This window comes from Novosphingobium mississippiense (assembly GCF_044029535.1).
GTDB lineage: Bacteria > Pseudomonadota > Alphaproteobacteria > Sphingomonadales > Sphingomonadaceae > Novosphingobium.
On sequence record NZ_CP147001.1, the window covers coordinates 2347815 to 2368343 of the forward strand.

General features: G+C 64.4%; 16 protein-coding genes. 6 read left to right on the forward strand and 10 right to left on the reverse strand.

The features are described 5' to 3' along the window. Positions 1–47: 47 nt before the first annotated feature. The 3 genes from WBP06_RS11150 to WBP06_RS11160 form a co-directional block, all read right to left on the reverse strand. The gene (locus WBP06_RS11150) at positions 48–2234 is read right to left on the reverse strand and encodes a TonB-dependent receptor (RefSeq protein ID WP_395327454.1); all 2187 of its coding nucleotides are present in this window, start codon (positions 2232–2234) and stop codon (positions 48–50) included. 159 nt (positions 2235–2393) lie between these two features. Then, positions 2394–4070: an amidohydrolase gene (locus tag WBP06_RS11155; protein WP_395327456.1), complete on the reverse strand. Its 1677-nt coding sequence runs from the start codon at positions 4068–4070 to the stop codon at positions 2394–2396. Between the two features lie 106 nt (positions 4071–4176). Beyond that, positions 4177–5637 carry a PLP-dependent aminotransferase family protein gene (locus WBP06_RS11160; RefSeq protein ID WP_395327458.1) on the reverse strand — a complete coding sequence of 487 codons (1461 nt, stop codon included), beginning with the start codon at positions 5635–5637 and terminating at the stop codon, positions 4177–4179. Positions 5638–5870: 233 nt separating this feature from the next. On the opposite strand from WBP06_RS11160, the gene WBP06_RS11165 reads away from it, so the two are divergent. Next, positions 5871–6476: an FMN-binding negative transcriptional regulator gene (locus WBP06_RS11165; protein WP_395327460.1), complete on the forward strand. Its 606-nt coding sequence runs from the start codon at positions 5871–5873 to the stop codon at positions 6474–6476. After that, a complete protein-coding gene (locus WBP06_RS11170; protein ID WP_395327461.1) occupies positions 6473–9715 on the forward strand; it encodes an amidohydrolase family protein in 3243 nt (1080 codons plus the stop codon). The genes WBP06_RS11165 and WBP06_RS11170 overlap by 4 nt, the downstream gene beginning before the upstream one ends. A gap of 33 nt (positions 9716–9748) precedes the next feature. Here WBP06_RS11170 and WBP06_RS11175 read toward each other — a convergent pair whose 3' ends face one another. Both WBP06_RS11175 and WBP06_RS11180 read right to left on the reverse strand, forming a co-directional pair. Then, positions 9749–10807, reverse strand: a complete 1059-nt coding sequence (locus WBP06_RS11175) for a carbohydrate porin (protein ID WP_395327463.1) — start codon at positions 10805–10807, stop codon at positions 9749–9751. Between the two features lie 252 nt (positions 10808–11059). Further along, positions 11060–11791, reverse strand: a complete 732-nt coding sequence (locus tag WBP06_RS11180; RefSeq protein WP_395327465.1) for a Crp/Fnr family transcriptional regulator — start codon at positions 11789–11791, stop codon at positions 11060–11062. Between the two features lie 405 nt (positions 11792–12196). On the opposite strand from WBP06_RS11180, the gene WBP06_RS11185 reads away from it, so the two are divergent. After that, a complete protein-coding gene (locus WBP06_RS11185) occupies positions 12197–14782 on the forward strand; it encodes an HWE histidine kinase domain-containing protein (protein ID WP_395327467.1) in 2586 nt (861 codons plus the stop codon). A gap of 12 nt (positions 14783–14794) precedes the next feature. On the opposite strand, the gene WBP06_RS11190 is transcribed toward WBP06_RS11185, so the two are convergent. Then, on the reverse strand, positions 14795–15793 hold the full coding sequence (locus WBP06_RS11190; protein WP_395327468.1) for a DNA topoisomerase IB: 999 nt from the start codon (positions 15791–15793) through the stop codon (positions 14795–14797). 135 nt (positions 15794–15928) lie between these two features. Here WBP06_RS11190 and WBP06_RS11195 point away from each other — a divergent pair, with 135 nt between their 5' ends. Together WBP06_RS11195 and WBP06_RS11200 are read left to right on the forward strand one after the other, a co-directional pair. After that, positions 15929–16411, forward strand: a complete 483-nt coding sequence (locus WBP06_RS11195; protein WP_395327470.1) for a hemerythrin domain-containing protein — start codon at positions 15929–15931, stop codon at positions 16409–16411. Between the two features lie 153 nt (positions 16412–16564). Beyond that, a complete protein-coding gene (locus tag WBP06_RS11200; RefSeq protein ID WP_395327471.1) occupies positions 16565–17029 on the forward strand; it encodes a pyridoxamine 5'-phosphate oxidase family protein in 465 nt (154 codons plus the stop codon). A 172-nt stretch (positions 17030–17201) separates the two neighbouring features. Here WBP06_RS11200 and WBP06_RS11205 read toward each other — a convergent pair whose 3' ends face one another. The 3 genes from WBP06_RS11205 to WBP06_RS11215 form a co-directional block, all read right to left on the reverse strand. Then, the gene (locus WBP06_RS11205; RefSeq protein ID WP_395327472.1) at positions 17202–17594 is read right to left on the reverse strand and encodes a DUF2501 domain-containing protein; all 393 of its coding nucleotides are present in this window, start codon (positions 17592–17594) and stop codon (positions 17202–17204) included. 90 nt (positions 17595–17684) lie between these two features. Continuing rightward, on the reverse strand, positions 17685–18065 hold the full coding sequence (locus WBP06_RS11210) for a response regulator (protein ID WP_395327474.1): 381 nt from the start codon (positions 18063–18065) through the stop codon (positions 17685–17687). 79 nt (positions 18066–18144) lie between these two features. Next, the gene (locus tag WBP06_RS11215; protein ID WP_395327476.1) at positions 18145–18825 is read right to left on the reverse strand and encodes a sigma-70 family RNA polymerase sigma factor; all 681 of its coding nucleotides are present in this window, start codon (positions 18823–18825) and stop codon (positions 18145–18147) included. A gap of 485 nt (positions 18826–19310) precedes the next feature. Here WBP06_RS11215 and WBP06_RS11220 point away from each other — a divergent pair, with 485 nt between their 5' ends. Then, positions 19311–20111 carry a response regulator gene (locus WBP06_RS11220; protein ID WP_395327478.1) on the forward strand — a complete coding sequence of 267 codons (801 nt, stop codon included), beginning with the start codon at positions 19311–19313 and terminating at the stop codon, positions 20109–20111. A gap of 41 nt (positions 20112–20152) precedes the next feature. Here the strand turns inward: WBP06_RS11220 and WBP06_RS11225 are convergent, their stop codons facing one another. After that, positions 20153–20524 (reverse strand): PilZ domain-containing protein, encoded by a 372-nt coding sequence (locus tag WBP06_RS11225; protein WP_395327480.1) that lies wholly within the window; start codon positions 20522–20524, stop codon positions 20153–20155. Positions 20525–20529: the final 5 nt, after the last annotated feature.

Below are 20529 nucleotides of genomic sequence, written 5' to 3' on the forward strand. Positions count from 1 at the left end.
AAATCGAAGGATCGCGGCCCGGCGTGGAAGCCGGGCCGCGATACGGATCAGAAGTCGGCCGAGATCGAGGCCTTGAACGTGCGCGGCTGGCCCTGGAGAAGAGCCGTACCGAAGCTGTCGTAGGCAGATGACCAATAGGCTTTGTTGGCCACGTTATCGACGCTCAAACGCAGCGTAACCGGCACGTCGCCCGCAGCGGTGACGAAGCGCGCACCCAGGTTGAACACAGCCCAATCGGGCAGGCGCATGGTGTTGGCGTTGTCTACCCACTGCTTGCCGGTGTAAGTTACGCGACCCGTCAGCGTCAGCCCGGTAATGAAGGGCGTATCCCATTCAAGGTTGGCATTCGCAGTCCAGTCCGGCACGCCCTTGGCAATATTGCCATCGGTGCCGTCGCTGGTCTTCGTGAGCTTGGCATCGGTAACGGCAACGCCCGAAATCAGGCGCAGACCGTGAACGATCTCACCGTTCAGGGTAAATTCCACACCGCGATTGCGCTGCTGTCCATGCAGACCGTAGATAAGCGTGACCGGATCGGTGAAGGCATTCGGCTTCTTGATCTGGTAGAACGACAGCCCCGCGAACATCGGCCCTACCTGAACCTTGCCGCCGAATTCGTACTGCGTGGACACGTAAGGCGCCAGCACCTCTCCGAAGTTGACCGCATCCGAGCCCGCCGTTGAGCCCTGCTGCAATGCTTCGATGCGGTTGGCGTAGAGCGAAATCTTTTCCGCGGGTTTGACCACGATGCCGACAACGGGGGTGATCGCGTCGCGCTTGTACTCGCTCGTCAGATCGCCCGCCGCATAGCTGCCATCGAAGGCATCGGTGTAGGCATAGCTCTTCACGTCAAGGGACTGCAGGCGAAGACCGCCGGTCACCATCACGCGATCGTCCCAGAAGCCGATCGTATCGGCCGCGAACACGCTCCACAACTTGTTGCGGGTGATCGGGAACGGATCGTCGAGATCGCCACCCGAGAATGACGAAGCCGGAAGCGTCGTCTGCGGCGTGTTGTAGATATTGGTCGGCTTGCCGGCGAAGTCCGGCCCCCAGAAGAAGTCGTAGGCAGTGCGAAATTCCTGCCAGTTGATATTCGCACCCCACGAAATTTCGTTGGTCACCACGGAACCGAGTTTCACACGCGCACCGATCTCGGCCGCTTCATTGTTCTGATTGAGCGGCGTCGATGCTGCTGTGCCATAGCCGTCGCCGGTCAGAGCGTCGGTCACGTTCACCGTACCGTAGATGCCGCGTTCCTTGCCGTCACGCGCCCCGGCCTTCGCCCAAAGCGTCGCATTCGGTGCGAAATCATATTCGAAATTGAACACGCCGAAGAAATCGCGCATCCGAGTGTAGGTGTAGTCTTGCGCGTAGTTAGCGGAAGCCTTGGGCACCTTCGGAATTTCGGCGGTGTAAAGGTTCAACTTCGGACGCAGCGAATCCACGCCGACCTTCTGGTAGCCAAGATCGAGCGACACACGCACCGGCCCGTGCGACCAGTCGAGCCCGACACCCAGAACCTGAGTCATGCGATCCTCACGATTGATCGCTACATCACCGTCCTGGTAGTTGCCGTTGATGCGCACACCGAAATCGCCATACCGACGCCCGACGTCGAAGCTGCCGCCAAAATGCGAATCCGAAGTATAACCCACTGTAACGCGGTTCAGCGGTTCCGAACCCGCGCGCTTCAGCAGCAGATTGACACTGCCGCCTAGGCCCGATCCGCCCGGCGACGCGCCGTTCACGAAAGCACTGGCGCCGTTGAGTACCTGCACGCTCTCGAACAGTTCGGGGGCAGTCAACTGGCGCGGCGCAATACCGTATAGCCCGTTGAGACCAACGTCATCGCCATAGAGTGGGAAACCGCGGATAATGAAGTTTTCCGAAGCATTGCCATAGCCATAGCTGGTGCGGATCGTCGGATCGTTTTCCAGCACCTCACCCAGAGATTTGGGTTGCTGGTTGAGGATGAGCGTTTCGTCATAGCTGCGCAAATTGAACGGCAGATCGAGTGCGGACTTATTGCCCAGCACGCCCGCACCACCGCCATTTTCCACATGCGTGGCATTCACGCGCTGGGCGGTGACGATGATGTCATCGGACTTCGGGCTGGCGGAAGGCGCTTCCTGCGCCATGGCCTGGCCTGAAAATCCGCAGAGCGCGGCAGCGATGACGATCCCGCTGGCGTGCAGGCGGACGATATTGGCGATCCTGGCAGTGTTCGACATTCTTGCCCTCATGTTGATTCGCTTGTTCGCTGCGCTTTGGCGCTATTGCGAATTGGTTGCATCTATACGACCTTCCCTATGGCCGTCATCCAGAAACTTATGTTTCGATTAGCCCCCTACGAACATCCAACAAATATCGCCCCAGGGGTCCAATGCGCATCATCCGTACACCTTGCGACCGCCAAGGTGGGTGGAAACGACCTTAGCCTTGTCGATCGTTTCCGGATCGATGGTCGTAAGGTCGCGATCCCACACGACGAAGTCCGCAAGGCGCCCGGGCGACAGCGTTCCGGTGTCGGCCTCCGACCGTCCTGCAAAGGCAGCGCCGCGCGTGTAGCAAAGCATCGCATCATGGATTTCCACGCGTTGTTCGGGATACCAGCCCTTCGGATTGGCCCCGTCCAGCGTCTCGCGCAGGACCGCCGCCTTCAGGCCGGTCAGCGGATCGATGGGGGCCACCGGCCAGTCCGACCCGAAGCTGACGTGGGCACCGCTTCGGATCAGCGATTCAAAGGCATACGTCGTCTTCAGACGCTCCGGCCCGATCCGGCGCACAGCCCAGCGACCATCGTCCACCGCGTGGAAGGGCTGGACCGAGGCGATCACGCCCTGTTCGGCAAAACGGCCGATGCTGGCGGGATTGAGGTGCTGGGCGTGTTCGATGCGTCCCCGCCGGTCGCGCACGCCGTTGAGCCGGGCAACCTCCGCCCACATGTCCAGCACCATGTCGTTGGCCCGGTCCCCGATCGAGTGCGTGGCGATCTGGTAGCCGGCGGCGTCCGCCTCCCGCATCAGCCCGCGCATTTCATCGGGATCGGTAACGGTGATGCCGCGCGTCTTGGGATCGTCCAGATAGGGTTCGTAGAACAGCGCGGTGCGCGATCCCAGCGAGCCGTCAAACACCACCTTGCATCCGCCCCAGCGGACGAATTCGTCCCCGCGCCCCTCGGCCTTGACGATGGCGTCCAGCTTCTTCCAGTCGCGCAGCGGGATCATCGCATAAAAGCGGAACGGCAAGTCGCCCGAGGCGCGCATCCGGCGCGCGGATTCGAACGTATTCCAGTCGATCCCGGTTTCGTGGACCTGCGTGACGCCTTTAGACAGGGCCAGCTGGATCCCGCGCCGGTTGGTGGCGTCGCGCTGGGCCATGGTCGGTTCCGGAATGCGGGCGAGCACCATGTCCTTCGCCGCGTCCTTGAATACCCCGGTCAGGTGCCCCTTGCCGTCACGCACGATCACGCCCCCGGCGACGTCGGGCGTATCGTCGCCCAGGCCCAGCATCTTCAGGCCTAGCGAGTTCACCACCACCATGTGCAAGTCGTAGCGGACGACCGCGACCGGCGTCTGCGGGGTTACCGCGTCGATCCAGTCGCGACTGGGCAGTTCGCCGCCCCAGGAATCGTTGTCCCAATTGCCGCCCAGCAGCCATTCGCCCGCCGGCATGGCCTTGGCGGCATCGGCCACGACCTTGACGAAAGCGTCCCGGCTACTGGCCTGCCGCAGGGATGGCTGGCCGATCGTTGCCGATCCCATGGTGAAATGGACGTGGCAATCGGTGAAGCCGGGCGTGACGAAGGCACCGCCCAGGTCGATCACCCGCGTCGCCTTGTTCGCCAGGCTGCGCGCCGCCTCGTTGCCCAAGGCCACCACGCGCGAACCGACCAGGCCGATGGCATCGGTGAAGACGTCGCGCCCCTCGCCCGTCCAGATCCGGCCATTGGTGTAGATGGTATCGACCGGCGTCGCCGCAGCCCAGGCGGCATGGCTGTAAAGGAAAGTCCCGGCCGCCGCACCGCCGGCGCGGGATAGGAAGGAGCGGCGATCGAAACGTGTCATGATGCGGTCCCGTCAGGCGTTTTCTGTCGGACGGAAGATTGCGGGCACCGATTGGAACCCGAAACGGCCAACATGCAAATTTATGACGGGTCCAGTCAGGACCAATTCAGCGCGCCGCCTCCGCCAGAGCGGAAACGGCACGGGCGGCCTCCGCCTCGTCAAGGCTGGCAAAGCCCAGCCGCAGTCCCTTGTCCGCCGTGTCCCGCGCCATGAACGAGCGATGGCTGGCGAAGCGCAGGCCCTGTGCGCGGGCGCGCTCCTCGATCGCGTCGATATCGCCCCGGAATTTCACCCAGAACGCCAACCCGCCATCGGGCACCGCGAACTGGACCCGGTCGCCAAGGTGCGCATCCAGCAATGCAGCAAAGGCCTGTCGCCGGTCCGCATAGACGCGCCAGGCCTTGCGCGTGTGGCGCCGCAATTCGCCGTTCGCGATCAGTTCGGCAGCGGTCTCCTCGGTCACCGTGTTGCCCATGCCGTCGGTCAGCGAAACGCGATGGGCCACCGCGTCGATTACCGCTTCGGGCGCGGCGAGATAGCCGATGCGCAAGGCCGGCAGCAGCAGCTTCGACATCGAGCCGAGGTACAGCACCTGCCCCGGCGCATAACCCGCCATCGGCAAAAGCGGCTGAGACTGGAAATGGAACTCGTGGTCGTAATCGTCCTCGATCACGGCGACGCCGAACTGGCGTGCCACTTCAAGAAGTTGCAGCCGCCGTTCCGGCCGCATCGCGATCGTGGTGGGGAACTGGTGATGTGGCGTAACGAAGATCGCCCGCACCGAATGGCGGCGGCACATCGCCTCCACTTCGGCAACGTCGATCCCCTCCTCGTCCAGCCCCACCGGGATCACCTTGCCCCCCAAGGCGCGGATCGCCGCCACGGCGGGCTCGTAAGTCAGTTCCTCCACGATCACCGCATCGCCCGGCTCAATCAGCACCTGCAGCGCCAGGAACAGGCCGTTCTGGCTGCCGCGCGTGATGCAGATATTGGCTGAGGTGACCGCCAGGCCGCGCTGGCTGCGCAGCATTTCCGCGACCTGTTCCCGCAACGCCTCCGACCCGCGCGGATCGCGATATTGCAGACGGTTCGCGCGTGAGGCCCGGCTGATCGCAGAGCGATAGGCGCGGGCCAGTTGGTCGGCCGGAAACAGCCGCCCGTCCGGCGCGCCCTCGTCCAGCTTGATGCCCCGCCCACCGGGCAGCGCCAGCGCGCGTTCGGGCGGTTCGGCAAAGCGGTAATGCGTCTGTTCGAAGCGCCGTTCCGGCTCCTGCACGCCGACTTGCGAGGACGATCCCGTCGGCAGCGAGCGCGAGACCATCGTGCCGCGCGTGCCCTCGGTCGAAAGCCATCCCTGCGCGATCAGATCCTCGTAAGCGAGCACGACGGTCTTGCGATTGACGCCAAGGGCATTGGCCAGTTCGCGACTGCTGGGCAGATACGTGCCGGAGGCAAGCCGCCCGGTTTCTATATCCCGGATCAGCGCATGGATGATCTGCATGTAGATCGGCGTCCCCCGTTCGGGATCGATCCGTTCGCTCAGGGTAACCTGCCAGGGACGCAACATGCCTAGACTCCGCTCGGGGTTCGTATTGTCGGGCGACCGGGCATGGCTGCTAGCACTCTGTCACAATCTGGACCATGAAAATATTCGGTATTGGACATTGCCGTGGGGCCAGATCGGAAAGATCAACAGGCTTGGCACGCTTGAGGCATGTTCGCACCGCACCGGTTGCGGACCTGTCTTTGTGACAATTTTTTTCCTTTCCTTGCAAGATCGTGCAGTACCGGAGCCTGACAATGGATCCCCGCTTTCACCAGTACGGTGCCGAAGACGTTAGCCGGCTGATCGCCCAGTTCCCGCTGGCCTGGGTGCTTTCGCCCGGCGCTCCGGCGGCGACGGCCAGCCTGCTGCCGATGCTGGGCACTTACGATGATGACGGCATGCTGACCGGCCTTGTCGGGCACATGGCGCGCAGCAATCCGCTCTGCACGTTGTTCGCTGCGGCCCCTACCGCGCATTTCCTGTTCACCGGCCCGCAGGGCTACGTCTCGCCGGAACATGCGGGGAAGCGCAATTGGGGGCCGACCTGGAACTATGCCGCGCTGCGGATCGAAGCCGAAGTCCGCATTGACGAAAGCCTGACCGCGCAAGCCCTCGATCGCCTTGTTACGGCTTGCGAGCAGGGCCGCGTCCAGCCATGGACCAGCAGTGAATTGCAGGAGCGATATACCGGAATGTTGGGGGCAATCATCGGTTTCGAAGCGCGCGTCACTGCGCTGGACGGCACTTTCAAGCTGGCGCAGGATGAAAATGCCGAAGTGCTGGACCATCTGCTCGAAACCTACCCCGACGCCGCCCTGCGGGCCTGGATGGAACGCATGAACGGGAGCCGCCTCGCGTGATCCGCAAGCTGGCACCGGCCCTGCTGCCCGCGCTTCTGCTGTCCAGCGCGATCGTTGTTCCGGCCGCTGCGCAATCGGGCCTGCCGCTGAAGCCCGAACGCGTGCTGACGCTCCATCCCCAGCGGACGACATGGACCTCTGCCTCCGTCTCTCCGGACGGCAAGACGCTGGTCTTCGATGTATTGGGGGATCTGTTCACGATGCCCGCCGCCGGCGGCAAGGCGCGCCAGATCAGCGAGGGGCTGGCCTTCGATTCCCAGCCGGTATTCTCTCCCGATGGGCAATGGATCGCCTTCGTCACCGACCGCAGCGGCGCCGAGAATATCTGGATCGCGCGGCCGGACGGCAAGCAGGCCCGGCAAATCACCAGCTTCAACGACGATACCGCCCTGGCCTCCCCGGTGTGGAGCGCGGACGGGCGATCGGTGTTCGCCAGCCGGTTCCGGCCCGACCTCAACAACTACGAATTCTGGCAATTCCCGCTTTCCGGGCCTGCAAGCCTGCTGGTTCCGGTAAAGCCCAAGGATGGCGCTCCGCGCCCGGCATGGCGCTCCACGCTGGGCGCCGCGGCCACGCCGGACGGCAAGGCCCTCTACTACGCGCGCCGCACCGATGGCCTGGAATTCGACATGCCGACGCGCTGGACCATCCTGCGCCGCGATCTCGCCACCGGCGCGGAAACCGACGCGATCGCCGGCACCGGCGCGCGTGGAACCAAGGAAGAGACGTTCTTCGCCCCGCTGGTCTCGCCCGATGGCCGCTGGCTCGCCTACGTCACCCGGCGCGAGGGCGGCAGCCGCCTGCGCCTGCGCGACCTGACCACCGGCGCGGACAAGGCATTGGGCGATACCGAGTTGGACGCCATGCAGGCATCGTCGTGGATGGGCATGGTGCCCTCGATGACATTCACGCCGGACAGCAAGGCCGTGATCCTCAGCCATGGCGGCCGCTTCGAACGGCGCGATATCGCCACGGGCCAGAGCACGCCGATCGACCGCGCAATAACGGCAAAAGTCGCTGTCGGCGCGTCCACCCGCTTCTCGATGCGGGAGGAGACCGGCAAGGTGGAGGCCAAGCTGGCGATGGGCCCCGCCCCCTCGCCCGACGGCAAGCAGGTGGCCTTCGCCGCACTCGACGGCCTGTGGGTGCAGGATCTGGGCGCGGCGGCGGCCCATCGCCTGCCGCTTGGAACCGGGGTGGAAGCCCCCGCCCAGCCGAACTGGTCACCGGATGGCAAGACGATCGTCTTCGTCACCTGGACCGAAAAGTCCGGCTCCGCGATCTGGACGGCGCCGGCCGACGGCAGCGGCCCCGCAACCCGCGTGGCGGCGATGCCCGCCTATTACCGCTTCCCCGCCTTCACGCCGGATGGCCAGACGATCCTTGTCCTGCGCTCCGCGCTTGAGGAGCGGCGGCAGACGAACTTCGAGTTCGGCCCGCTGCGCAAGGGCGAACTGGTCTCTCTGAACCGTGACGGCAGCAACTTGCGCGTGCTGGCTCAGGGCCGGCTCGGCGGCAAGCCGCACTTTGCGGCAAATGCGCCCGGCAGCGCATTCCTGCTGGACGACAGCGGCCTTGTCCGCGTCGATCTGGCCACGGGCAAGCTCGTCCCCGTGGCGCATGTCAGCGGCCCCGGCTGGTACTTTGCCGAGGGCAATGCCGATGCCGACGACCTGCGGATCAGCCCGGACGGCACGCAAGTCGCCGCCGCCATCGCCGATCGCGTCTACCTGATGCCAACGCCCACCGATCCCGCCAAGGAGATCGACGTGCTGGCCCCCGGCACCCCGGCGAAAGTGCTACCGGGACTGGGCGCGGACTGGTTCGAATGGAGCGGATCGGGCACGCTCGACACGGTGAACGGCACGCTGTTCTCTCGCCGCGCTGCCAACGATGGGCGCGAACTGGCAGCGATGCGGCTTGAGGCCACGGCCCCGCGCGCCATTCCGCAAGGCGCGCTGCTGCTACGCGGCGGCCGCGTGCTGACCATGGCGGACGGCGCCAAGGTGATCGAGGATGGCGATGTTCTCGTCATCGCCGACCGGATCGCCGCCGTCGGCCCGCGCGGCTCGTTCACAGTGCCCGAAGGCGCGCAAGTGCGCGACGTTTCCGGCAAGACGATCCTGCCCGGCTTCATCGACGATCACGATCATGTCGGCGAGATCCGCCGCAACAACCCCGCGGACGAGTTGTGGGGCCTGCGCGTGCGTCTGGCCTACGGCGTCACCACCAGCTTCGACCCCTCCACCCTGTCGCCCGACCATCTGGCCTATCAGGGGCTGGTCGACGCCGGCTATGTCCTTGGCCCGCGCCTGCGCTCCACGGGAACGGCGGTGTTCTCCAAGCAGCGGATCGCCTCCCTCGACGATGCACGGCGAGTGCTTTCGCGCTATTCGGACGGCTATCACACCCACAACCTGAAGGAATACCGCACCGGTAGCCGCGCCGTGCGCCAATGGGTGGCCATGGCCGCACGCGAACAACACCTGCTGCCAACGACCGAGGGCGCACTGTCGCTGAAGCTGGATCTGACCCAGATTCTGGACGGCTATGCCGGTAACGAACACGCCCTGCCCGCCCCGGTGCTGGGGGATGACGTGATCGCGCTGATGAAGGCGATGCGCACCAGCTATGTCACCACGCTGAGCATCACCAATTCAGGCTCACCGGCCACCGACTGGTTCGTGGCGCACGATGACCCCGTGGTGGACGCCAAGCTGCGCCACTTCTGGCCCGCACCGGCGATCCGCCAGAAAATCGCCATCGGGCGGGATTTCCACCCGCTGGAAGAAACGCGCTTCCCGCAGATCGCGCGCGATGCCGGCACGTATGCGCAGGCCGGTGGCCTGCTGGGCATGGGATCGCACGGCGAAGTGCCGGGCATCGGCTATCACTGGGAAATGGAAGCGCATCAGGTCGGCGGGATGAAGCCGATGGCGGTACTCCACGCGGCCACGGCAGGCGCGGCCGAGACGATCGGCCGGCTTGCCGATCTGGGCACGATCGAGCCTGGCAAGCTGGCCGACCTGGTGATCCTGGATGCAGACCCGCGCGACGATGTGCGCAAGGCGCGCGAGATCGCCTCCGTCATGCGGGGCGGCTTCCTCTACGACGGCGGCTCCCTGCAGGAACTGTGGCCAGTCGCGGGAGATGCGCCCAAGGCCTGGTTTGACGGCATGACCGACGAACAGTGGCTGCCGCTGACCGATCCCGCGCGTCCCGACGAGCCTGAGCATTGATCAATACCCGCGTTCCGGCGGTTCCATTGCGCGTTACAGGCTGACGGTAACGCGCAACCCTGCCACCAGGGCATCGTCCACGCCTGGCACCGCGCCCGGATCGATCACGTACTGAAGGTCCGGCTGCACGCTGAGCCATGACGTGATGGCACGGGCGGCGGTCAGTTCGATGGAGGTTTCGGCGCGAAGGGCTCCATTCGCGCGGCGGTAGTCGGCCGAGGTACGGGCATGGGCGACAGCCGCGCCGAACTGCCAGCCGTCGTCGAGCGTTAAAGTGGCGCCGGCGGACGCGAACTGCGAAAACATGTTCACCGCGCCGCTCGCCACGCCCAGTCGGCCGAACAGGTCCACCTTGCGCGTGTCGGTGGACAGCAGTTCCATCTCGCCGCGCAGATAAGCGCCGCGACTGGGCGCGGTACCGGCATGGTCGTGCCGCTCGAACTCTTCGGTGTAGCCCCAGGCGCCGCCGATCACCCGCAACTTGCCGTGCCGCCAATCCGCCTCGCCGATCGTGAAAGCGCCATCCCCGCCGCCGAGCTTGATCGCGGTGCGACGCGGATGATCGGGATCGCCCGGCACCCCGTCCAGCACCGCGAAACGCGCGGTCACTTCGTCCGACACTTTCGCCTGAACGCGCAGCGCAAGGCTGGTGACCGGAAAGATCGAAGGACCGTTCCGGCCGGACTGGCTGATGTCGGTGCCGATGCCATGGGCGCTGGAAATGAACAGCGCGCTGGTATCCAACGCATCGAATTCGGAATTGAGGTCGTAAAACCCCAGCTTCACCGATGCATCCGCGCCGAAGTCCTGCTCGATCCAGGCTTCGTAGAGCCGCAAGGCCTTCACGCCGGTCTCGATATTGCTGGCGACTTGCGCATCCCCGGTGAGCATGCTGAGCGAATGGCCGTTGTTGTACAGCCCATAGGCAAACAGGCGCGCACCGTGCCAGCCCATCGCTGCATCGAGATCGGCGCCTACCGTCACATCCAGATTATCGAGATAGCGCCAGCCGTCCTTGGCCCCGCCGGAATTGTGCCAGACGTCCGCCGTATAGGCCAAGCCAAAGTCGAGAATCTCCGCGCTCTGTTCCATGCGCCCCGCCTCGTTCTGGCGGCGCCCGACCTCACTGGTTGCGGGAGGGTCGGCGGCATTCGATTCGGCCGCGTATGCCGACGGCGCAAAGGCCATCAGCGCCGCCAAGGCTGAAACTCGGGGAATGGCCGCAGCTTTGCCACGCCTGCACACGCACATCATGCATGGGCGTTAGGGCAATCGGTGGACCTGAAAATCATCCAAGTAGATACTAATGCATGGTCCAATCATAAGAACCATGGCAGCACCCCATCAGCCCCCTTCGCGCGGATAGACGCCTTCCAGCACGCGATCGAAATGGTTGCGCACTTGCGCGTTGCACGAGCAGGCCTTGTCGCTCAGCCCGGCACGATCGAGCACGGTAATGCCCCCCCGCCTGGTGCGCAGCAGGCCGTCGCGCTTGAAGCGCTGGAGCACGCGGCTGGCATAGCTGCGGCCGATACCCATCATCGAGGCGAGTTGTTCCTGCGTCATCGTCACATCGTCGCACCCGATGCGATCGACCGCCGCACCCAGCCAGCGCGCGGCACGCTGTTCGATGGTATGTACCGCATTGCACGCGATCGACTGGAAAACCTGGGCCATCACGCAATCGGCATAGCGGGCGAACAGGTTGGCGATGGCGGGCGACCGGTCCTTGATCTCTTCCAGTTGCCGGGTCGGAATGCGCCAGAAGCGCCCGGCGTGGAGCACCCCGGACCGGGCGTAGGCCGGCAGGTGGCCCATGCTCACCACGCCGCCCAGTGCACCTTCGCGGCCGACCAGGATGGTTTCCACCTCGATCCCGCTATCCAGTTCCACGAAATAGGAGCAGACCGCCGCTCCGCGTGGGAGGTAGCAATATTCCACCTGATCACCGGGTCGGTAGATCACTTCTCCCGCCGCCAACCTGATGTCGACCAGATGCGGATCCAGCAGTCCCCGGTCGGCAGGTCGAAGCGCCCGAAGTAGATCGCTGTCTTCCTGAACGATCTGTACGTCCATTCGTGAAAATCCCGAAAACTCGCGTGCTTACCGCTCGCTTTTGCCACAGTCGCCGGCCGGACCGCCGGCCCTCCTTGACCTGACAACCCGGCAAATCGGATGCGGTTCCGTTCACATGTGAACAGACGGGTCCACTTCGGATCGCTAAGACCCTATTTCGCCGCAACAGGCGATCCGTTGCATCGATCGATGTGTTCCCCGGGAACACTGCGGCGTGGGGAGAGTTGACAGGCGCTGGAGGGGCGGTGTCTGGGAATGGCCGAAACGCTCCGATATCGTTTTGAGAATTCGAGCTTTCCGCCCAGAACGAGTTGCCGATGCGAACCGAGGACAAGATGACCCGACACGCCATTTTCACGATGCCGGCGCGCGACGACGCCCGGCCGCACGGCAGAACCCGCGTTGATGGCTGACGCCGGTGACATGGCCACCAGCCTGGTCAGCCTGGATACCTGCGCGATGGAGCCGATCCATGTGATCGGCCGCATCCAGAGTTTTGGCTGGCTCGTGTCGTTTTCCAGCGACTGGATCGTCAATCACGTCTCGCTCAACTGTGCCGACCTGTTCGGGCAGGAACCCCATGCGATGATCGGGATGCCCGCCATCCAATTCCTGTCGCCCAGCGCGATGCATGACGTGCGCTCCCGCGTGCAGGTCCTGGGTGGTGGCGGCGGTGTCGAACGCGTGTTCGAGGTCGATCTTGTCGGTGACGGTCGGCTGTTCGACCTGGCGCTCCACGCTTCCGGGCGGTCCTACGTGCTGGAGATCGAACCGCGCGAGGCGGGACGGCGGCGCGATTTCGTCAGCTATGTGCGGCCGATGATAGAGCGGCTGCGCGAAGCCCCCTCGCTGGAAAAGCTCTGCGCCAGCGCGGCGCGGCACTTGCGCGCGCTGACCGGGTTCGACCGGGTGATGATCTACCGTTTCGAGGCCGATGGCGCGGGCGAAGTGATCGCCGAAAGCCTGAACGGCATGGTGGACAGCTTCAAGGGCCTGCACTTTCCCGCGTCGGACATTCCCGCCCAGGCGCGCCGGCTCTATTCGCGCAACCTGCTGCGCATCATTTCGGATATCGACGATCCCACCGTGCCGATCTATCCGGCCACCGGGCCCAGCGGCGATCCGCTGGACCTGTCGATGTCCGGCCTGCGCGCGGTTTCGCCGATCCATGTCGAATACTTGCGCAACATGGGCGTGAAGGCCTCCATGTCGGTGTCGATCATGCGCCGGGGCAAGCTGTGGGGGCTGATGGCCTGCCACCACTATGCCCCGCTCACGCTGTCCTACTCCGCACGGACCGCCAGCGAGTTGTTCGGCGAATTCTTCGCCTACCTGCTGGAACAGAAGGAAACCGACTTCACGCTGGCCCGCCGCTCCGCCTCCGTGCGCCTGCATGACGAGATCATGGCCCGCGTGGCCGGCGGCGGATCGCTGCTGGAAGCGTTCGAGGATTTTGGCGAGGCGATCGGCCGGGTCATCCCGTTCGATGGCGTGATCGGCTGGGTGGACGGGCGCTTCGTTTCGCGCGGCGCCACTCCGGACGAGGAACAGTTCCGGCAACTGGCGCGGTTTCTCAACACCGCAGGGGCCAGCACCGTCTGGTCAACCGACACGATCACCCGCGTGTTCGAACCCGCCGAGGAATGGGCGGACAAGGCCGCCGGCCTGCTGGCCCTGCCGGTCAGCCGCTCGCCGCGCGACTACATCGTGCTGTTCCGACGGGAGCAGCTGCGCGAGGTGAACTGGGCAGGCAACCCTGAAAAGTCCATCGAACTCGGCCCCAACGGCCCGCGCCTGACGCCGCGCAAGAGTTTCGAAATCTGGAAGGAAGAGCGCCGCGGCCAGTCCCGCCAATGGAGCGAGGACGAGATTCAGGCCGCCGAATCGCTGCGCGTCACTTTGCTGGAAGTGGTTCTGCGCCTGGCCGATGCCGCCCATGCGGAGCGCGAACAGGCCAATCGCCAGCAGGACATGCTGATCGCCGAGCTAAACCATCGCGTGCGCAACATCCTCAACCTCATTCGCGGGTTGGTGACGCAGAGTCGCGAAGGCGCGCACTCCATCGACGAATTTGCCGACATCGTCGGCAGCCGCATCCACGCCCTTGCCCGCGCGCACGATCAGGTTACGCAAAAGGACTGGACGCCGTCCTCGCTCTACGAACTGATCCGGACCGAGGCGGCGGCCTATGCCGGGCCCGATACCGGCAGCAGCGTGGACCGGGTGGTGATCGACGGCCCCGATGCGCTGATCGCGCCGGGCGCATTCACCACGCTGGCCTTGGTATTTCACGAACTGACCACCAATTCGGTGAAATACGGCGCGCTTTCCGTGCCGCGCGGCACGGTGGCGGTAACGCTTGGTCGGGATGAGAGCGGCGCGCTGGAAATCGACTGGTGCGAAGTGGACGGCCCACTCGTATCCCCGCCAACGCGGCGAGGATTCGGATCGACGATCATCGAGCGCACGATCCCGCACGAACTATCCGGATCCGCCACGGTGGAATTTCCGGAAACGGGGCTGCGCGCACGGTTCCAGCTTCCCGCCGAACATATCGCCGCCTTCGGAGCCCCAACCGCTGCGACCGGGCGCCCACGCCCGGAAACCGCGCAAACAATCGAATTCGACACCGCCGTACACAACGGCGCCGCGCTGGTGGTGGAAGACAATGTGATCATCGCCATGGAGGCGGAAGACGCCCTGCGCGAACTGGGCTTCGACGATTGCCGCATCGCCGGCACCGTGGCCGACGCGCTGGCCATGGTGGAGACCGGAGAGATTTCCTTCGCGATGCTTGACGTCAATCTGGGCAAGCATACCAGCGAAGACGTCGCCCATGCCCTCCGCGACCGAAAGACGCCCTTCATCTTCGCCAGCGGCTATGGCGAACGATCGGTGCTGGCGGAAGCCTTTGCCGATGTGCCCGTCGTGACCAAGCCTTACGGCCTGCGCGATATCAAGACGGCGCTTGCCCAACTGGCAGAAAGATAGCCGCTTTCAGGACTATCCCCAAGTTGCCGCTGGCGGCGACGCTTCAAGAAAGGCGATCAGCCCGCGCTCCTCACGCGTGAGCCATTGGGTGCGGCGGGGCAACCGCGCCGGCAGTTCGGGCACCGGATCGGCCTTGCGAACGAAGGCGATCAAGGCCGGGTGGACGTAGGACTTGCGCGCGATGGCGGGCGTGTTGCCCAGCCGCTCGGCCACCTCCTCCAGCATCGTCTTCAGGCTCGATCCCGGTTGCTCCCATAGGCGCGCGAAACCGATTGTGCTGGCTGCGAACGTGCGGAAATCCTTGGCGGAGAATTCCTCCCCCATCGTTTCGTGCAGGTAGGCGTTCACGTCCTGCGATCCCACCGGGGCCGCGCAGCCTTCATCGTCCAGATACTGGAACAAGTGCTGCCCCGGCAGATCCTGCATCCGCCGCACGCAGGAAACCAGCGCGCGGTCCGAACTGATCACTTCACGCAGCTTGCCGTGCTTGCCACGAAAGCGCAGGTGCAGCTTGCGCCCCTGGAGCTTGGCGTGGCGGTTCCGCAACGTGGTCGCGCCAAAACTCTTGTTGGCGGCGGCGTAGCGCTCGTTGCCGATACGGATCGCCTCGGCATCCAGCAGCGCCACGATCGAGGCGACGGCGCGGTCACGACAAAGCCCACTCCCCGCCAGATCTCGGGCAACGCGTTCGCGCAGCGCCGGCAGAGCATGGCCGAAGGGCGCGCAGCGATCGAACTTGCGCGCGTCACGCCCAGCGCGCCACTCCGGGTGATAGCGATACTGCTTGCGCCCGCGTGCGTCGAACCCGGTCGCAAGCAGATGAACCTCTGCCAATGGGGAAAACCAGCAATCGACATAAGCAGGCGGCAGGGCGATCCGGTTCAGGCGGTCGATCTCATCCCGATCGGTGATCCGCGTGCCATCGGGGCCGTGATAGGCCCACTTGCCCGCACGCGTGCGACTGCGAGTAATTCCGGGCCCATCGGGGTCGGCAAAGCGGAGGCGCGGCATCGGCGTGATCGTGCTTTCTCATCGGCTGCCCGATGCAAACGCACCAATCGTCGCGAGGTTGTCGGCACCCGGAAACCTTGCGTCCGGCCCACCCGTTTCTCCGCGACAAGGAACATGATCGAAAGGACAGGACAGATGGCCGATGCCCGCATCTTCAAGGTTCTGAAGCAGGATCACGATCGCCAGCGCGAGATGCTGGAACAGTTGGGCGAAACCCATGGCGACAGCCCGGAACGGCGCGCCCTGTTCGAAGCGTTGCGGCGTGAATTGCAGGCCCACGCGGCGGCCGAGGAAGAGACGCTCTATGCAACGATGCTGGCCAAGCCGGACTTGCGCGACGATGCGCGCCACTCGGTTTCCGAGCATAAGGAAATCGACGATTTCCTGGGCGAACTGTTCCAAACCGAAATGAGTTCGCCCGCATGGCTGGCGAAGTTCAAGGAGATGCGCCACCGCTACCTCCATCACATCGATGAGGAGGAGGACGAGATGTTCCCCACCGCAGCCAAGGCGCTTTCGGCGGAGGATGAGCGTAGGATGGCCACCCGGTTCGAAACGCGAAAGCCACGCGAACTGGAAGCCACCATTACCGAACTTCCTGGCGACGCACGCGAATAAGGAAAGAACGAAGGCATGAACCGCAGTATTTTGTGCTGACTTTCCGCACTGGAATCGCAGGCTGTTTACATGACCTTTTCTTCGCGGGCCGCCAATCTCCGGGAACGCCCCTAGTCTTCGCGACGTTTGATTGATGACCGAGAGGAGACTGTCATGGACCCCAATGTGCGCGAGACATTCTGGAAAGCTTTTGCGATCAGTCCGGTGGCGATGATCCGGCTGGAAAATTCGCCGGGACATGCCGAACCGATGACGGCGCTGCTGGACCAGGAGGCCCATCACGCCGTCTGGTTCGTGTGTCGGCGCGACAACCGCATCGGCAAGGGCGGGCGGGCCATGGCGCAGGTCGTTACCCTGGGTCACGAAGTCTTCGCCTGCGTGGCAGGCACACTGGTCCCGGAAACCGACCCTGCCGCACGCGACAAGCACTGGAACAAGGCCGTGGAAAGCTGGTTTCCGGGCGGCAGGGATGATCCCACCGTGATCATGCTGCGATTCGAGGTGGACGATGCCGAAGTCTGGACCATGGATGTGGGCCTGAAGGGCCTGTTCCGACTGGCAACTGGCGGCACGATCGACCCGGCCCGCGTGGGCGAGCACGAGACCGGCGTGGTCTGACCGGCCTTCACCGCCGCGGCTTCCATTTCAGATAGCTGAAACGGCCCGTTGCCTGATACTGTCCCGCTGGCGGGAACGATGGATCGGGCGGCGGGCCGTTTCGCTTATTTCTAGAGCGTCTTCCAATCAGGTGGAATCACCTGATGACTCGGAAACGCAGCAAACCAAAATCTTAGAGTAACGATTTCGACTGCTTCAGCACCATGTCGCACGCCTTCTGGCGAACCTGCTTGGGCGCCTTGTCGAGCGAGAAGGTCTTGCCGTCACCGCCGATGATATTGCCCGCGGCACCGGACGTATAACTGGGGCTGGTCTGTTCCACGTCCGGCTTCTTTGTCAGCGCGGAATAAACCGAATTTCCCTGCACCTGATCCACCAGCTTGTTCTTGGCGCAATAGGACAGGACGCCGGCGGCATTGCTGCCCCCGATCGACGAAACATCTGGCAAGGCAGAAGACATTCCAGGAATTTGAGCGGAAATCTGGGTTGCGGTCCCTATGGCCATCAAGGCGGCAAAGGAAACCGGGATAAGCGCGATGGCGCGATGGGTCTTGAACGGCTTCATGGGCAACTCCCTGTCACGGAAGTGGAAACGCCCCCCACAATCTTCTGATAGCATGGCGCCTACGGGCCAAGGCAACCGTTTTCGCTGCGCTCAGGCCCGCTGCTGCAACGGTTCCAGTTCGCGGGGCCGGTCACTTTCAGGACACCCTGCCAGCGCATAGGCGACCGCATTCAGGATCGCCTCGCGCGAGAATGGTTTCTGCACCACGCCCACCGCAGTGGGCGCTGGGCTGTCGATCTGGCCGGGGTTGGCAGTGACGTAGATCACCCGGGAGCCGAACTTTACCGCAATCTCCCGCGCGATCGCCGGGCCGGTAAGCCCGTCGCGCAAGTTGAGATCGACCAGCGCGACATCCGGGGCCTCCCCCAGCGATGCGACCGAAGCCGCATCGGGATAAGTCCCCAGAACATCGTGCCCGCCATCGGCAAGGATGTCTTCCAATTGCAGCGCAACCAGGAATTCATCCTCCACGATGAGAACTTTTGCTGCCCTTGCGGCCTCCAACGGAGTTCCCCCTGCAATCATCTGGCCCAAGACACGGTAATCCTTGTCAGGCGGCGAGTTCGGCATCCTCGTCGGCGTTGGCGATCCTGACCAGCTCTTCGAAGAAGGCATCGATGGCCTCTCCGGTCAAGACGAAATTGTGGCGGAAATCCGGGAGCTGTCCAGATTCGAGAACTTTTGCCAGCATCGCGCGGGCGCGGCAGATGCGGCTCTTCACGGTACCCAGCGCAATGCCGCAGATCCGCGCAATTTCCTCATAGGAAAGATTGCCGGCGGCGACGAGGATCAGCGCCTCGCGATAGGTTTCGGGAATGGTGGTCAGCGCGCGCAGCACATCGGCCAGTTCGACACTGCTTTCCTGGCTGGCTTCGGCGCAGAGAATGCGCTCGGCCGCCACTTCGTCGTAATCGCCGTGGAAGCGTGCGCGGCGTGCCTCGCTATAGAAATGGTTGCGCAGGATCGTGAACGTCCACGCCTTGAAATTGGTGCCGGCGGCATAGCGATCGCGCGCCGCCCAGGCGCGCAGCATCGTTTCCTGTGCCAGATCGTCCGCACGATCGCGGCAACCACACAGCCCGCGCGCAAAGGCGCGCAGATGCGGCGCCACTTCCGCCAGTGCCCGCTTGAAATCGCGGTCGTCGAGACGCGCCACGGGGGCCTGTGCGGCGCCGTGCGCCTGCGATTCCTTCGTTGCCCCTGCTGCCTCTGCCTCGATCGTTCCAGCCATCGCGATACCCTCCATATTATTCGCCCGCTTTGGGATCAGTGACGGGGTAACGCAGCCAACTTGCGGAAAGTTCCCGAAAAGCTGCAACTACAAGCCACCCTGTCGCACAAGAAGCCCGGCCCGGCGCAACGGCCCGCCGCCCTTGACTGAGGCAACCGAACGAAGCCGCTACGCGAAAAATACACATAGGCCGGGAACAAGCATGGCGCTGAACGATTGAGGCCTCCGTTCACTTCTTTCGGTGAACGGAGGCCTTCGGGATCGGATCACCACCGGTTTGCGGGGGGTGGGGGAGCCAGTGGTGATGTCGATGGAACGCGCGAGTACTTCGTTGGTTCCCGGCGTGGCGTGGCTGCGCGAAAAAATTTTGCTGTTGCCCTACCCTCCCGCCATTGCCAGACACTGGCACGTGGTCGGGGTGGGAAAACCGGTTTCGCCGGGAAGAATACAACGGGAACTCTTGTTCCAGGAGCCGAGGAATTTCGATGTCCGTCTCTGACCAGATCGCAGCCCAACTGCCTTACCTGCGGCGCTACGCCCGCGCGTTGACCGGTTCGCAGCATTCCGGCGACACCTATGTCCGCGCCACGCTGGAAGCCGCGCTGGCCGATCGCGCGTTGCGTGAGGAGATCGCCCAAAGCCGCGCCGCGCTCTACGCCGGCTTTACCCGCATCTGGGCGACCGGCCATGTCGAGGATCCCGCCCCGCTGCTTTCCGCCGATGCGGATGGCCCCGAACAGGTGGCGCAGACGCGGCTCGCCCGCGTTGCCCCCACGCATCGGCAAGCCTTGCTGCTGACCACCGTGGAAGAATTCTCACGCGAAGAGACCGCCGCGATCCTGGGCGTCACGCCGGAGGATGTGGACGCGCTGGTCATGCAAGCCGTGATCGAGATCGAAAGCGAAAGCGCGACCGACGTGCTGATCATCGAGGATGAGCCGCTGATCTCCATGCAGTTGGAAGGCCTGGTGACCGAACTGGGCCACAACGTCGTCGGCACCGCCGCCACGCATTCCCAGGCGCTGCAGATTTTCGAGCGCAGCCCGGCCGGGCTGGTGCTGGCCGACATCCAACTGGCCGACGGCAGTTCGGGCATCGATGCCGTGGAAGACCTGCTGCGCTTCGGCGATGTACCGGTGATCTTCATCACCGCCTATCCGGAACGCCTGCTGACCGGCGAGCGGCCGGAGCCGACCTACCTGGTCACCAAGCCGTTCCAGGAAGCGACCGTGCGCGCGGCGATCAGCCAGGCACTGTTCTTCGCCCCGGGCCGCACGCTCGACTGAGCCCGGCCCGGAAAGCGCAATCGTTCAATAACGGGTAGCGTTCAGTAAAGGGCGGGCCGTTCGCCCGCGTCGATCGGCGGCAGTACCCTGCCGAACCGGTCACGCGGGGCCTGCGCCTCGAAATCGAGTTCGGGTGGATTGAAACCAAGGTGGCGGACCACAGCTTCGTGCAGCGGCGTGTCGAAACGCACGCCGGCACAGCCGTCATGCGCCCAGACTACCAGCCCGGCAGAACGCTGGATGCCGCCGAACGACACCTCCACAGCGTCCCCCACCACCATCGGCAACTGCGCGACATCCAGCATGCCGCCACCGACCGAGAGGTTGTAGAGAAACACGCTGCCGATCCGCTCCCCCACGCGGCATTCGACCTTCTTTTCCACGATATGCCGGTTCCAGGCACGCGAATCCATGACTT